12 protein-coding genes are annotated in these 13,874 nt (G+C 60.7%); 6 read left to right on the plus strand and 6 right to left on the minus strand.

Going from position 1 to position 13,874, the window contains the following annotated elements; genetic code table 11:
- Positions 1-372 precede the first annotated feature (372 nt).
- Genes DKB71_RS29975 through DKB71_RS29990 form a run of 4 tightly spaced genes read left to right on the plus strand, consistent with a single transcriptional unit; the run spans position 373 to position 4,358 of the window.
- Positions 373-1,299 (plus strand): DUF72 domain-containing protein, encoded by a 927-nt coding sequence (locus DKB71_RS29975; RefSeq protein WP_323607763.1) that lies wholly within the window; start codon positions 373-375, stop codon positions 1,297-1,299.
- Positions 1,296-2,093: an endonuclease/exonuclease/phosphatase family protein gene (locus DKB71_RS29980; protein ID WP_408599130.1), complete on the plus strand. Its 798-nt coding sequence runs from the start codon at positions 1,296-1,298 to the stop codon at positions 2,091-2,093. Before DKB71_RS29975 ends, DKB71_RS29980 begins: the two co-directional genes overlap by 4 nt.
- On the plus strand, positions 2,090-3,385 hold the full coding sequence (gene clsB / locus DKB71_RS29985) for a cardiolipin synthase ClsB (RefSeq protein ID WP_323607762.1): 1,296 nt from the start codon (positions 2,090-2,092) through the stop codon (positions 3,383-3,385). Before DKB71_RS29980 ends, clsB begins: the two co-directional genes overlap by 4 nt.
- Complete coding sequence (locus tag DKB71_RS29990; protein WP_323628305.1) at positions 3,372-4,358, plus strand: lysylphosphatidylglycerol synthase domain-containing protein; 987 nt, start codon at positions 3,372-3,374, stop codon at positions 4,356-4,358. Before clsB ends, DKB71_RS29990 begins: the two co-directional genes overlap by 14 nt.
- A 38-nt stretch (positions 4,359-4,396) precedes the next feature.
- Here DKB71_RS29990 and DKB71_RS29995 read toward each other — a convergent pair whose 3' ends face one another.
- The 3 genes from DKB71_RS29995 to DKB71_RS30005 all read right to left on the minus strand — a co-directional run bounded on the left by DKB71_RS29995 (position 4,397) and on the right by DKB71_RS30005 (position 7,548).
- On the minus strand, positions 4,397-5,155 hold the full coding sequence (locus DKB71_RS29995) for a S9 family peptidase (RefSeq protein WP_274074396.1): 759 nt from the start codon (positions 5,153-5,155) through the stop codon (positions 4,397-4,399).
- The gene (locus DKB71_RS30000; RefSeq protein ID WP_408599131.1) at positions 5,145-6,254 is read right to left on the minus strand and encodes a DUF3182 family protein; all 1,110 of its coding nucleotides are present in this window, start codon (positions 6,252-6,254) and stop codon (positions 5,145-5,147) included. Before DKB71_RS30000 ends, DKB71_RS29995 begins: the two co-directional genes overlap by 11 nt.
- A 301-nt stretch (positions 6,255-6,555) precedes the next feature.
- Complete coding sequence (locus DKB71_RS30005; RefSeq protein WP_274074394.1) at positions 6,556-7,548, minus strand: GlxA family transcriptional regulator; 993 nt, start codon at positions 7,546-7,548, stop codon at positions 6,556-6,558.
- Between the two features lie 102 nt (positions 7,549-7,650).
- On the opposite strand from DKB71_RS30005, the gene DKB71_RS30010 reads away from it, so the two are divergent.
- Positions 7,651-8,199, plus strand: a complete 549-nt coding sequence (locus DKB71_RS30010) for a cysteine hydrolase family protein (protein WP_274074393.1) — start codon at positions 7,651-7,653, stop codon at positions 8,197-8,199.
- Positions 8,200-8,303: 104 nt separating this feature from the next.
- Here the strand turns inward: DKB71_RS30010 and DKB71_RS30015 are convergent, their stop codons facing one another.
- The gene (locus DKB71_RS30015; protein WP_020799826.1) at positions 8,304-8,825 is read right to left on the minus strand and encodes a single-stranded DNA-binding protein; all 522 of its coding nucleotides are present in this window, start codon (positions 8,823-8,825) and stop codon (positions 8,304-8,306) included.
- A gap of 9 nt (positions 8,826-8,834) precedes the next feature.
- Positions 8,835-10,232 carry an MFS transporter gene (locus tag DKB71_RS30020; protein WP_323607759.1) on the minus strand — a complete coding sequence of 466 codons (1,398 nt, stop codon included), beginning with the start codon at positions 10,230-10,232 and terminating at the stop codon, positions 8,835-8,837.
- Between the two features lie 191 nt (positions 10,233-10,423).
- Here DKB71_RS30020 and uvrA point away from each other — a divergent pair, with 191 nt between their 5' ends.
- A complete protein-coding gene (gene uvrA / locus DKB71_RS30025; protein ID WP_323607757.1) occupies positions 10,424-13,258 on the plus strand; it encodes an excinuclease ABC subunit UvrA in 2,835 nt (944 codons plus the stop codon).
- A gap of 65 nt (positions 13,259-13,323) precedes the next feature.
- Here uvrA and bfr read toward each other — a convergent pair whose 3' ends face one another.
- Positions 13,324-13,788: a bacterioferritin gene (gene bfr / locus DKB71_RS30030; protein ID WP_008053867.1), complete on the minus strand. Its 465-nt coding sequence runs from the start codon at positions 13,786-13,788 to the stop codon at positions 13,324-13,326.
- Positions 13,789-13,874: the final 86 nt, after the last annotated feature.

Below are 13,874 nucleotides of genomic sequence, written 5' to 3' on the forward strand. Positions count from 1 at the left end.
ATCGAGAATTGCCGGACTAGTTCGCTGCTGGCCGGCAAATCCCCAGCAATCTTTGCGCTCAAGACAAATATCAAATGCTCATCCCTGTATTTTTACCATCGCCAACCAGTCTAGTGCCCGAGGAAAAAGCCGCCAGCGCGATCATGTTCACCGGACTGGTTGCAGGCCTCTGACCCCCGTAGGAGCCGGCTTGCTGGCGACAGCGATATGTCGGTCACATCCATGTCGAATGGGCCGCCGCCATCGCCAGCAAGCCGGCTCCTACGGGTTTTGTGGTGACCTGTAAAATGTGACCGTCCGTAGCCCCACCGAAACTTTCGCCACTGCCCCACAGTCATCAAAAGATCAGGGGGCAGTCACACGGGAGGCGACATGGCGGCGATTCACATCGGTATTTCAGGTTGGCGCTACACGCCCTGGCGGGGGGATTTCTACCCGAAGGGCCTGGCCCAGAGGCGCGAATTGCAATTCGCCTCACGGGCGGTCAACAGCATCGAGATCAATGGATCGTTCTACGCCCTGCAACGGCCCGAACGCTATGCCCAGTGGTATGCCGAAACCCCGGCGCACTTTGTGTTCAGCGTCAAAGCCCCGCGTTTCATCACCCATATCAAGCGTCTGCGTGACATCCACAAACCCCTGGCGAATTTCTTCGCCTCCGGGGTGCTGGAACTCAAGGAAAAACTCGGCCCGATTCTTTGGCAGTTTCCGCCCAACTTCAAATTCGACGCCGAACTGTTCGAAACCTTCCTCGAACAATTGCCCCACGACACCCAACAGGCCGCCGCCCTCGCCCGCCAGCACGATTCCCATGTAAACGGCCACGCCAGCCTGAAGGCGAGCAGGAAACAGCCCTTGCGCCATGCCGTGGAAATCCGCAACGAGAGCTTCATCGACCCGCTATTTGTCCGCCTGCTCAAACGCCACAACACGGCCCTGGTCATCGCCGACACCGCTGGCAAATGGCCGTACCGCGAGGACCTCACCAGCGATTTCGTGTACCTGCGGCTGCACGGTGCCGAAGAGCTCTACGCCAGCGGCTACACCCCTCAGGCACTGAAGCGTTGGGGCGACCGGATCGAGGCCTGGCATCAGGGGCGGCAACCGGCCGATCCGCATTTGATCGCGCCGCGCCTGAAACCCAGGGCGCGCAAGTCCCGGGAAGTGTTCTGCTATTTCGATAACGACATCAAGGTTCGCGCGCCCTTCGATGCGCGTCGTTTGCTGGAGCGCTTCGACCTCGACAAAGAGCTGCTCACTGCCCCCGGCGAACCCGCTGCCGAAGGAGTGTTGCCATGAGCATTTCCGAACCGGTTGGTACCACCGACGAGCAGGCGACCATCGAGAGCACGGTGCACCGTTTCACCGTGCTGACGGTCAACACCCACAAGGGTTTCACGGCGTTGAACCGGCGCTTCATCCTGCCTGAACTGCGCGAAGCGGTGCGCAGCGTGTCTGCCGACGTGGTGTTTCTGCAGGAGGTACACGGCACCCACGAACATCATCCCAAGCGCTACGACAATTGGCCGGCGATACCCCAGTACGAATTCCTCGCCGATACCCTCTGGCCGCAGTTTGCCTACGGCCGCAACGCGGTCTATCCGGCAGGCGATCACGGTAATGCCTTGCTGTCGAAATTCCAGATCGTTCGCCACGACAACCTCGACGTGTCCATCAGCGGCCACGAGAACCGCGGCATTTTGCACTGCGTGCTGCGCCTGCCTGGCGAAGGCCCGGAGGTGCATGCCATATGCGTCCATCTCGGATTGCGCGAAAACCACCGCAATGAACAGCTCAAGTTGCTGGGGCGCCTTCTTGAGTCGTTGCCAGGCGACGCGCCGGTGATCGTGGCCGGTGATTTCAACGACTGGCGCCAACGCGCCGATGCCCTGCTCAAGCCCTGCGGTTTGCGCGAAGTGTTCGCCGAGCACCATGGCAAGCCGGCGCGCAGTTTTCCCGCGCGATTGCCGACCCTGCGCCTGGACCGCATCTACGTGCGCAACCTCAAGGCCAGCCGTCCGCAGGTACTGGCCACCCGGCCCTGGTCACACCTTTCGGATCACGCACCGTTGTCGGTGGAGATTGAGCTATGAGTAGCCCGTCGATGGAAAAAACCGCGCTGGAAAAAACGATAGCCGCGCCGCCCATGAGCGAGCCGCAAAGGGTCGACGTCGAGTACGGCTGGCAGGGAAACAATCGGGTCGAACTGTTGGAAAATGGCGAAGCCTATTTCCCCAGGGTGTTCGAGGCCATGCGCCAGGCCAAAACCGAGATCCTCCTGGAAACCTTCATTGTGTTCGAGGACAAGGTGGGCGAAGAACTGAAGGACGTGCTCATCGAGGCGGCTCAACGGGGCGTACGCGTGACGGCCAGTTTTGACGGGTTTGGCTGCGGAGAGTTGTCTGCCGGGTATCTCACCGCCCTGAGCGGTGCCGGCGTGCATTTGCAGATGTTCGACCCGGCCCCCAAGCGCCTGGGCATCCGCACCAATTGGTTCCGCCGCCTGCATCGCAAGATCGTGGTGGTGGACGGAACGCTTGCGTTCATCGGCGGGATCAACTTCTCCGCCGATCATCTGGCCGACTTCGGCCCGGAAGCCAAACAGGATTATTCGGTTGAAGTGCAAGGCCCGGCGGTGGCCGACATCCATCACTTTGCCCTGCTGCAATGCGGTCGCCCGGCCCGCGCGAAATACTGGTGGCAACGCCGTCGGCAACGGCGCTCGGAACTGGTCGTGACCGATCACGATGGCCAGGTGCGGCTGGTGTACCGCGACAACGCCGAGCATTCGACCGATATCGAAGAGGTTTACCGCCTGGCGCTGCGCACGGCGCAGCGGCGCGTGGTCATCGCCAACGCCTACTTTTTTCCAGGCTATCGCTTGCTGCGCGAGATCCGTAACGCGGCGCGCCGCGGCGTTGAAGTGCGCCTGATCCTCCAGGGCCAGCCGGATATGCTGGTGGCCAAACTGGCAGCGCGCATGACTTACGATTACCTGCTCAAGTCCGGTGTGAAAATCTTCGAATACTGCGACCGCCCACTGCACGGCAAGGTCGCGTTGGTGGACGAAGACTGGAGCACCGTCGGCTCGAGCAACCTCGACCCGTTGAGCCTGTCGATGAACCTGGAGGCCAACGTGTTGATCCGTGACCGTGCGTTCAACCGTGACCTGTTCGAACGGCTCGAGGAACTCAGCGATAACCATTGCAAGGCCATGTCCGTGGACAAAGCCCCGCGCGGGCGAATCTGGCACATGACCGTGGGCTTCATGGTGTTTCACTTCCTGCGGCATTTTCCGGCATGGGCCGGCTGGTTGCCCGCGCACAAACCACGATTGAAAGCATTCACCCCACCGACCGGGAGCGATCAACATGAGCCGCACTGAAGCGCAGGCGGCGTCCCACGCCGAGCACCCGGCAAAATCGCGCTGGAGCCGTTGGAAAAGACCGTTGACGATGCTGTTTTTCCTGGCGCTGATCGTCCTCTTGACGATGTTCGCCCAGCGCATTGAATGGAACGAAGTGTTCGAGACCCTGACCGATTTCAAGGTACGCACCTTGATCATCGCGGCCGGCCTGACCCTGGTGAGTTTTCTGGTCTACGCCTGTTTCGACCTGATTGGCCGCACCTACATCCGCCAGGACCTGACGTGGAAACAGATCCTGCCGGTGGGCATCATCAGCTACGCCTTCAACCTCAACCTGAGCGCCTGGGTCGGCGGCATTGCCATGCGGTATCGCCTGTATTCACGGCTTGGGGTGAGCAAATCCAACATTGCGAAAATCCTCGGCCTGAGCCTGGCGACCAACTGGTTCGGCTACATGATGATCGCCGGCGCGGTGTTCAGCAGCGGACTGGTGCGCATGCCTCCAGGCTGGAAACTGAGCAGCGGCGCGTTACAGGCGGTGGGCGTGTTGCTGCTATTGGTGAGTGCGGGGTATCTGGCGGCGTGCCAGTTCTCCAAGCGTCGGGAATGGTCGATTCGCGGGGTGGAAATCAACTTGCCGTCGCTGCGCATGGCAATCCTGCAACTGGCCCTGGGGGCGCTGAACTGGTCGTTGATGGCCGCAGTGATTTTCACCCTGTTGCCGAGCAAACTGGACTATCCGCTGGTGCTGGGTGTGTTGCTGATCAGCGCCATCGCCGGGGTCATCACCCACATTCCGGCCGGGCTCGGTGTGCTGGAAGCGGTGTTCGTGGCACTGCTGCAACACGAGGCCTCGCGGGGCAGCCTGGTGGCGGGGTTGCTGGCTTATCGGGCGATCTATTTCCTGTTGCCGCTGTTGATCACGCTGGTGATGTACCTGCTGGTGGAGGCCAAGGCCAAGTCGTTGCGGATCTCGAAGAAGCCCAAGTGATTTGTGCTGTTTTCGAAGCCCGAAAGAACACCACAAGATTATGAGGACTGAATAATGCTCAACCGCTCACCCACCACCATTTCCGTGATCCAGTCCACCAGGATCGAGGTGTAGGCCTGCTGTGAAACGGGTTCACTCAGCGCATGATCGGCCCCGTCGATGATGCGGTGCGTCAACGAATGAGTCTGCTGACACGCCGCGCGATAACTCATGATGGTCGCGTGGGGTACGTAGACATCGGTTTCCGACTCAACCAGCAACACATCCCCGGTAAATTGCGAACAGGCATGCAGCGCCCGGTTGCTATCGGCGCGCACCAGGGTGCTGCGGTAGTCGCGCAGGTCGAGCTTGTCCAGGTCGCGCTTGGGCGTGTGCCATTGATCGTCGCGGTACAGCGCCGGCACCCGCAACGCCAGCCAGCGCACCGGCCGCAGCGAAGTGAGGATCGAAGCCAGGTAACCGCCGTAGCTGGTGCCAACCACGGCAATCGCCGAGGTATCCAGCGCCGGGTGCGCGAGCAAACGGTCGTAGGCCGCCAGCAGGTCGCGCAGGTTGTCTTCGCGGGTTACGCGGGTCAGCGGAATACCCGTGCCGCCGGTGTGCCCGCGTAGATCGAAGGTCAAACACACACAACCCAATCCGGCGATGCCCTTCGCCCGTTCCAGGTCTCGCTCCTGACTGCCGCCCCAGCCGTGCACAAACAACACGCCGGGGACTTTCGATTTGGGGCTGAGAAAAGTCCCGCTCATCTGTTCGTCGTCGATGTCGATTTGAATGCTTTCGCTTCTAGCCGTCATAGGATTTGACCGTTACGTACTTGAGGAGAAAATCGCTGTTTTCCGCTGGCCCGCGGTACACCTCGATGGCGTCCGCCGGCAAGGGTTGATCGATGTAGGTCTCCACCGAAGACACGCGAATCGCGCGCATCCCCGGATCGTTGACGAAGCTCTGCAAGGCTGCGACTTCAGCGCTACTAGCCCCACCCATGCGCCAGGATTGCTCGAGCACGCCGCTGCGTTGCTGGCCATCACTGGCGATACCCTGGGCGATGTCGTAATTGCGCCGTGAGGCGTAGAAACCGGGATAGGCTTCGTCTGCGGCACCGTCAAATACCTGAGCCTGCCGGATCGCCAGTTGCACATCGTCGGGTAAATCCAGGGTCAGCAGATCGTCGTAGCCACCCTGCACCACCAGCAGGTTGGAACCACCATAGACCTCTTCGCCGTGGGCGTCTGTGGTCAAGTATTGATCACCGCAGTAACTGAGCACCTTTTCACCAATGAAACTCTGCCCGACGCTGTGGGTAATCACCTGGTCCAGGTCCTGCTCCAGCACCACGCCTTCACTGAACAGCGCTTTCGCATCAGGACGGGCGAGGATTTCGTCGAACTGGTCGAGGCTCTTGATGACTTCCTGACCACGCCCGGCACAGGCATGGATCGGCTTGATGCGGATCGCGCCGCTGTAGAGCAGATGCTCCGCCGCCGGACGCGCATCCTCGAACGAGAACACACTCAGACCATCAAGCACCACCGTGCGCACCCGTTCGGAAAACAACGGCGCCCAGCCTTGCGGAGCATGGGCATGTCGATTCAACAAACCATGACTGATGGCTTTGGTGCAGATGAAATCATGCTCGACATAACCGCCCCACAAATCCTCCGGTCCCTTGACGCCCAAATGCCGGGCGGCTGCGGCCCCCACCAGGGTCTGGGTCGGTAACAGATAAATGTCTCGACCGCTGTGTACCTGCGGGTCGTAGCTGCCGCCGAATTTGAGCCCGAGGACTTGCGCCAGCCAACGGGCCAGGGCGCGATTGGTTTCGACTTCGTGAACCGGTGCATCGTCGCGCACCGAATGGGCGACGACCAATTTCTTGCGGTTTGTTGGGGTCATGCGTCCCCCTTCAGTTGTCGCGATATGAATGTAGCTGATGGGGTGCAGGGTTCAGGCCAACCGCCTGCTGAGAAAAATGCTATGTAAATCAGCCTGTAGCAGAAACGATGGTGGCACCTCGCCCGCCTTATTCTGCACGACCGGATTTTTCATACCGGCATTTTGCACGATTCAAACCTGACATCGCCCCCCCTGTGGGAGCGGGCTCGCTCGCGAAAGCAATCTTCCAGTCCCACCAGTTTTGACTGACATACCCCATTCGCGAGCAAGCCCGCTCCCACAGGGTCGTGTGATGCAGCCGCTAACGGGTTGCAACACTCGGCATCACCCCAAACCGCGCGCGATAATCACTCGGCGCCAGCCCGGTAATCTTCTTGAACGTCGAACGAAACGCTCCCGGATCCTGATACCCGACGGTCCAGGCAATGTGATCGATGGTGCCGTTGGTAAACTCGAGCATTTCCCGAGCCTTGCCGACCCGCAGATGCTGGCAATATTCCGTAGGCTTGAGCCCCGTCGCCGCGCGGAAACGGCGCAGGAACGTACGCTCTTCCAGCCCTGCCCGCTCAGCCATGGTCGCCAGCGAGACATCGGTGGCGCCCGTGCTTTGCAGCCAGTGTTGAACCTTGAGAATCGAGGCATCGCCATGGTTGAGAATCGGCGCGAAATTGCTGCCGCACTCACTGGCGCTGTCGCTGTGTTCCACCACCAGGAAACGCGCCGTGCCGGTGGCAATGCTCGGCCCCAACAGACGATCCACCAGGCGCAGTCCCAATTCAGACCAGGCCATCAGTCCGGCGGTGGTAATCAGGTCACCGTCATCGACGATGGGAGTATCGGCCTTGAGCTTGATCGCCGGGTAACGCTCGCTGAAGGACTTTGCCGAAGTCCAGTGAGTGGTGGCGCTGCGCCCGTCGAGCAGTCCGCTTTCAGCCAACAGCAGCGAACCCACGCAGACGCCCCCGAGGGTCGCGCCGCTGGCGTGTTGTTGGCGCAGCCAGCGCAGCAACGGCTGCGGCGCCTGGCCTTCGGTGAACCCGGCAATCGACGGTGGAATCAATACCGCCACCAATGCGTCGTCTGTCGCGGGATGACTGTCATAGACGCGCGACGGTGCCTGCTGGCCATCGACCTGCCAATGGCTCACGCGCAGCAAGGGCAAGCGCGCCTCTTGATGCTCGGCGGCGATCCGGTTGGCCACCCCGAACAGGTCCGTCAAGCCATGCACCGCCGCCATCTGCGCGCCGGGATAGATCAACACGCCCAGCTCGGCGATCGCCCTTTGTGCATCCATTGTCAGTTTTCCCCCTTCTATTGTCGGTGCGGCCAATCCCCGGACGCTCGGCCAGGGCCAATACTCCATTCCACACCCAAACCGCACTTCGAGGAAACAGTCATGGCCAAGCAAGCACTCATCGTAGTCGATATCCAAAAAGACTACTTCCCAGAAGGCAAGTGGCCGCTGGCCGGCGCCGATGCAGCGGCAGACAACGCCGTCCGTCTGCTCAAGGCCTTTCGTGATGCCGGGGATTCGGTGGTGCACATCCGCCACGAATTCACTTCCGAAGACGCACCGTTTTTCACCCCGGGCTCCGACGGCGCCAAGCTGCACCCTAAAGTGCTCAACCAGGACAATGAGCCAGTGGTGCTCAAACACTTCGTCAACTCGTTCCGCGAAACCGAACTGCAGTCCATTCTCGACGAGCAAGGCATCAAGGAACTGGTGGTGGTCGGCAGCATGAGCCACATGTGTGTCGACGGCATCACTCGCGCTGCCAACGACCTCGGCTACAGCGTCACGGTGATCCACGATGCCTGTGCCTCCCGTGACCTGGAGTTCAACGGCGTGACCGTTCCGGCGGCTCATGTCCATGCAGCCTTCATGTCGGCCCTGGGCTTTGCCTACGCCAACGTGGTGTCCACGGACGAATTCCTCGCGAACTGAAACTTCTTTTAAGGAATTTCACCGCAAAAAAAACCCGCACTTCAGATCGAAGTGCGGGTTTTGTTTTTCAGCTCGCCGCTTGTAGCTCGGGGCTTACCGCTGTTTTAGAACGGAATATCGTCATCGAAGCTGTCGAAGTCCGGAGCCGGCTGCGGAGCCGCCTGCTGAGGAGCCGGGCGCGACTGTTGCGGGGCCGACTGCTGTGGACGCGGAGCCTGCTGGCGTGGCGCGGATTGCTGGTAGTTGTTACCACCGCCCTGGCCTTGCTGGTCACCCTGCTGTGGACGACCGCCCAGCAGTTGCATGGTGCCTTGCATGTCGACCACGATTTCAGTGGTGTAACGCTTGATACCGTCTTTTTCCCACTCGCGGGTCTGCAGCTTGCCTTCGATGTAGACCTGCGAACCTTTACGCAGGTATTCGCCGGCGATCTCTGCGACCTTGCCGAACATCGACACACGGTGCCATTCGGTTTTTTCGACTTTCTGACCGGTTTGCTTGTCGGTCCACTGTTCGCTGGTTGCCAGACTCAGGTTGGTCACGGCGTTGCCATTCGGCAGGTAACGAACTTCAGGATCCTGGCCGCAAGTGCCGACCAATATGACTTTGTTAACCCCACGGGCCATTACGTTCTCCTAGGCTACGCACGCTGCCCCGGCCGGGTTGTTCACCAGGCTTTCAAGGGTGGTGCGATCCAATAGTTCGGTGTCCAATTTGATGTAAATGGCCGCCTCATCAGCGACTATCACTGCATCTGTTACCCCTACGACGGCCTTCAGGCGCTCAACCAGCCCCGCTTCGCGGATCGCCTCGGGCGACAATGGCAAGCGCAGGCTTGTCACGTAGGGAGGTTCACGCATGGTAACAGCAAAGGCCAGCCAGAGGGCAGCCAGACCGGCGCATCCAAGGAACACAACCGACAGACCGCCATGCTGGAACAGCCAGCCGCCGAGTATGCCGCCCAGTGCCGAACCGAGGAACTGACTGGTGGAGTAGACCCCCATCGCCGTGCCCTTGCCGCCCGCCGGTGAAACCTTGCTGATCAGCGACGGCAACGAAGCTTCCAGCAGATTGAAGGCCGTGAAAAACACCACGGTTCCAATCACCAGAGCTCGCAAGCTGTCGCCGAACTGCCAGAAGAATAGCTCAGTGAGCATCAGCGTCACGACGGCGCCGAGCAAAACTCGTTTCATTTTGCGTCGCTTCTCGCCGTAGATGATGAACGGAATCATGGCGAAGAAGGAAATCAGCAGCGCGGTCAGGTACACCCACCAATGCTGCTCCTTGGGCAGCCCGGCTTTCTCGACCAGCGCCAGGGGCAAGGCAACGAAACTCGACATCAGCATCGCATGCAACACGAAGATACCAAGATCCAGGCGCAGCAGGTCCGGGTGCTTGAGCGTCGGTATCAACGCCTGGCGGGCGACGCCGGATTCACGGTGCTGCAACGGCCCCGTGGAGCGCGGCACCATGAACATCACGATGACAATGCCGAACAGCGCCATGCCACCGGTGGCCAGGAACAATCCGGACAGGCCGAAAGCACGGGTCAGCAACGGCCCCACCACCATGGCAACCGCAAACGACAGGCCGATCGTCATGCCGATCATGGCCATGGCTTTTGTCCTATGCTGTTCGCGGGTCAGGTCTGACAGCAAGGCCATCACCGCCGCGGAAATCGCCCCGGCACCTTGCAGGATGCGCCCGGCGATCACGCCCCAGATCGAGTCGGCGTTAGCCGCCAAAACGCTGCCGAGGGCGAAGACGATCAGCCCCAGGTAAATCACCGGGCGGCGCCCGATGCGGTCGGAAATGAAACCGAAGGGAATCTGGAAAATCGCCTGGGTCAGGCCGTAAGCGCCAATCGCCAGCCCGATGAGGGCCGGGGTCGCTCCCGCCAGGTCCATGCCATAGGTCGCCAATACCGGCAACACCATGAACATGCCAAGCATACGGAAGGCGAACACCAGGGCCAGACCGCTTGCTGCGCGGGTCTCACTGCCACTCATGCGTTCGCTGTGGGGATCGTGCATGGAAAAACCTCATGTGAACCGGCGGCGATTCTACCAGTCCCATCGATTGACAGGGTATATCGCGACGCTTTGCCACGTGTAGATGAAAGAGCTTTCATGTAAGGCGACAAAACCAGTATTCGATAGTGTGCATCCATCCAGTATTTGGCCGTATACTCCTACGTTTTCGACGCCCGCCGAGCGAGGCCACTTTGGACAAGATCCTGATTCGTGGGGCCCGAACCCACAACCTGAAGAACATCGACCTGACCCTGCCAAGGGACAAGCTGATCGTCATCACCGGCCTGTCCGGCTCCGGCAAGTCCTCCCTGGCTTTCGACACGCTGTACGCCGAAGGCCAGCGTCGTTATGTCGAGTCGCTGTCGGCCTACGCCCGGCAGTTCCTGTCGATGATGGAAAAACCTGACGTCGACACCATCGAAGGCCTGTCGCCGGCGATCTCCATCGAACAGAAGTCGACCTCGCACAACCCGCGTTCGACCGTCGGCACCATCACCGAAATCTACGACTACCTGCGCCTGCTGTATGCACGCGTCGGCATTCCGCGCTGCCCGGACCACGACATTCCCCTGGAAGCGCAGACCGTCAGCCAGATGGTCGACCTGGTCCTCGCCGAACCGGAGGGCAGCAAGCTGATGCTGCTGGCCCCGGTCATTCGCGAGCGCAAAGGTGAACACCTTTCGGTCTTCGAAGAGCTGCGCGCCCAAGGGTTCGTCCGTGCGCGGATCAACGGCAAGCTTTACGAGCTGGACGAAGCCCCCAAGCTCGACAAGCAGAAAAAACACACCATCGATGTCGTGGTCGACCGTTTCAAGGTTCGCGCCGACCTGCAACAGCGCCTGGCCGAATCCTTCGAGACCGCGCTGAAACTGGCAGACGGCATCGCCCTGGTGGCGCCGATGGACGACGAGCCGGGCGAAGAGATGATCTTCTCCGCGCGTTTCGCCTGCCCGATCTGCGGGCATGCCATCAGCGAACTCGAGCCGAAGCTGTTTTCCTTCAACAACCCGGCTGGCGCCTGCCCGACCTGTGATGGCCTGGGGGTCAAGCAGTTCTTCGACATCAAGCGCCTGGTCAACGGTGAACTGACCCTGGCAGAAGGCGCGATTCGCGGCTGGGACCGGCGCAACGTCTATTATTTCCAGATGCTCGGCTCGCTGGCCTCCCACTACAAGTTCAGCCTGGAAGTGCCGTTCAACGAACTGCCGGCCGATCAGCAGAAGAGCATCCTGCACGGCAGCGGTTCGCAAAACGTCGATTTCAAATACCTGAATGACCGCGGCGATATCGTCAAGCGCTCGCACCCGTTCGAAGGCATCGTGCCCAACCTGGAGCGTCGTTATCGCGAAACCGAGTCGGCCTCGGTACGCGAAGAACTGGCCAAGTTCCTCAGCACCCAGTCCTGCCCTGATTGCCGCGGCACCCGCCTGCGTCGCGAAGCGCGGCATGTGTGGGTCGGCGAAAAAACCCTGCCGGCGGTGACCAACCTGCCCATCGGCGATGCCTGCGATTATTTCGGTGGGTTGAAGCTGACTGGCCGTCGTGGCGAGATTGCCGACAAGATCCTCAAGGAAATTCGCGAACGCCTGCAGTTCCTGGTCAACGTCGGCCTCGATTATCTGTCGCTGGATCGCAGCGCGGACACCCTGTCCGGTGGCGAGGCCCAGCGTATTCGCCTGGCCAGCCAGATCGGCGCCGGCCTGGTCGGCGTCCTGTACATCCTCGACGAACCTTCGATCGGCCTGCACCAGCGCGATAACGACCGGTTGCTCGGCACCCTGAAACACCTGCGAGACATCGGCAACACGGTGATCGTGGTCGAGCACGATGAAGACGCGATTCGCTTGGCCGACTATGTCGTGGATATCGGCCCGGGCGCGGGGGTTCACGGTGGGCACATCGTCGCCGAAGGTACGCCGGCCGAGGTAATGGCGCATCCCGACTCCCTGACCGGCAAGTACCTGTCGGGCCGGGTGAAGATCGCGGTGCCGGCCAAACGTACGCCGCGCAACAAGAAGTTGTCGCTGACACTCAAGGGTGCCCGTGGCAACAACCTGCGCAATGTCGACCTGGAGATCCCGATCGGCCTGCTGACCTGCGTGACCGGCGTGTCCGGCTCAGGCAAGTCGACGCTGATCAACAACACGCTGTTTCCGCTGAGCGCCACGGCACTCAACGGTGCAACCACCCTCGAAGCGGCCGCTCACGACAGCATCAAGGGCCTGGAGCACCTGGACAAGGTCGTCGACATCGACCAGAGCCCCATCGGCCGCACGCCGCGCTCCAACCCGGCCACCTACACCGGCCTGTTCACACCGATTCGCGAGCTGTTTGCCGGCGTGCCGGAATCCCGCTCCCGCGGTTATGGCCCCGGGCGTTTCTCCTTCAACGTGAAAGGCGGACGCTGCGAGGCCTGCCAGGGTGATGGCCTGATCAAGGTGGAAATGCACTTCCTGCCGGACATCTACGTGCCCTGCGATGTCTGCAAGAGCAAGCGCTACAACCGTGAAACCCTCGAGATCAAGTACAAGGGCAAGAGCATCCATGAAACCCTCGAGATGACCATCGAGGAGGCCCGGGAGTTCTTCGATGCGGTACCGGCCCTGGCGCGCAAGCTGCAAACGCTGATGGACGTCGGCCTCTCGTACATCAAGCTGGGGCAATCGGCGACCACGCTGTCCGGCGGTGAAGCCCAGCGGGTGAAACTCTCCCGCGAGCTGTCCAAGCGTGACACCGGCAAGACCCTGTACATCCTCGACGAACCCACCACCGGGCTGCACTTCGCGGACATCCAGCAACTGCTGGACGTGTTGCATCGCCTGCGTGACCACGGCAACACCGTGGTGGTGATCGAGCACAACCTGGACGTCATCAAGACCGCCGACTGGCTGGTGGACCTGGGGCCGGAAGGAGGTTCGAAGGGCGGGCAGATCATTGCCGTCGGCACGCCTGAGGAAGTATCCGAGATGAAGCAGTCCCACACCGGTTACTACCTCAAGCCTTTGCTGGAGCGCGACCGGGCTTGATCGAGCCCCATGAAAAAGCCCCTGTCACTTCATCAGTGATAGGGGCTTTTTTGTATCCGCCGCAATCAGGTGTGGGATTGCAGGTAATTCTCGAGACCGATCAACTTGATCAGGCCCAACTGCTTCTCGAGCCAGTAGGTGTGATCTTCTTCGGTGTCATGCAACTGGACCCGTAGCATTTCGCGACTGACATAGTCCTTGTGCTGCTCGCAGAGCTTGATGCCCTTGCACAGCGCAGCCCGTACCTTGTATTCCAGGCGCAGGTCCGCTTCGAGCATCTCCGTCACTGTGGTGCCGACATCCAGATCGTCCGGACGCATGCGCGGCGTGCCTTCGAGCATCAGGATCCGGCGCATCAGTGCATCAGCGTGCCCTGCTTCCTCTTCCATCTCGTGGTTGATTCGTTCGTAGAGCTTGGTGAAACCCCAGTCCTCATACATCCGCGAGTGGACGAAATATTGATCACGCGCGGCCAGTTCGCCGGTCAGCAACGTGTTGAGGTAATCGATAACGTCTGGGTGGCCTTGCATCGCCCTACATCTCCCTGCTTGAAAGTCTGTAGTTTGAACCAACCCGGCCCTAACGTCACTCGGAAGACGCAATAAAAGCGAAGATA

It is taken from the genome of Pseudomonas sp. PLMAX, from assembly GCF_046042685.1.
In the GTDB taxonomy this organism is placed as follows: domain Bacteria; phylum Pseudomonadota; class Gammaproteobacteria; order Pseudomonadales; family Pseudomonadaceae; genus Aquipseudomonas; species Aquipseudomonas putida_AE.

Excerpts from the sequence above, each read along its gene's own strand:
- DKB71_RS29975 (WP_323607763.1), top strand. The coding sequence starts at position 373 with ATGGCGGCGATTCACATCGGTATTTCAGGTTGGCGCTACACGCCCTGG.
- DKB71_RS29980 (WP_408599130.1), top strand. The coding sequence starts at position 1,296 with ATGAGCATTTCCGAACCGGTTGGTACCACCGACGAGCAGGCGACCATC.
- clsB (WP_323607762.1), top strand. The coding sequence starts at position 2,090 with ATGAGTAGCCCGTCGATGGAAAAAACCGCGCTGGAAAAAACGATAGCC.
- DKB71_RS29990 (WP_323628305.1), top strand. The coding sequence starts at position 3,372 with ATGAGCCGCACTGAAGCGCAGGCGGCGTCCCACGCCGAGCACCCGGCA.
- DKB71_RS29995 (WP_274074396.1), bottom strand. The coding sequence starts at position 5,155 with ATGACGGCTAGAAGCGAAAGCATTCAAATCGACATCGACGACGAACAG.
- DKB71_RS30000 (WP_408599131.1), bottom strand. The coding sequence starts at position 6,254 with ATGACCCCAACAAACCGCAAGAAATTGGTCGTCGCCCATTCGGTGCGC.
- DKB71_RS30005 (WP_274074394.1), bottom strand. The coding sequence starts at position 7,548 with ATGGATGCACAAAGGGCGATCGCCGAGCTGGGCGTGTTGATCTATCCC.
- DKB71_RS30010 (WP_274074393.1), top strand. The coding sequence starts at position 7,651 with ATGGCCAAGCAAGCACTCATCGTAGTCGATATCCAAAAAGACTACTTC.
- DKB71_RS30015 (WP_020799826.1), bottom strand. The coding sequence starts at position 8,825 with ATGGCCCGTGGGGTTAACAAAGTCATATTGGTCGGCACTTGCGGCCAG.
- DKB71_RS30020 (WP_323607759.1), bottom strand. The coding sequence starts at position 10,232 with ATGCACGATCCCCACAGCGAACGCATGAGTGGCAGTGAGACCCGCGCA.
- bfr (WP_008053867.1), bottom strand. The coding sequence starts at position 13,788 with ATGCAAGGCCACCCAGACGTTATCGATTACCTCAACACGTTGCTGACC.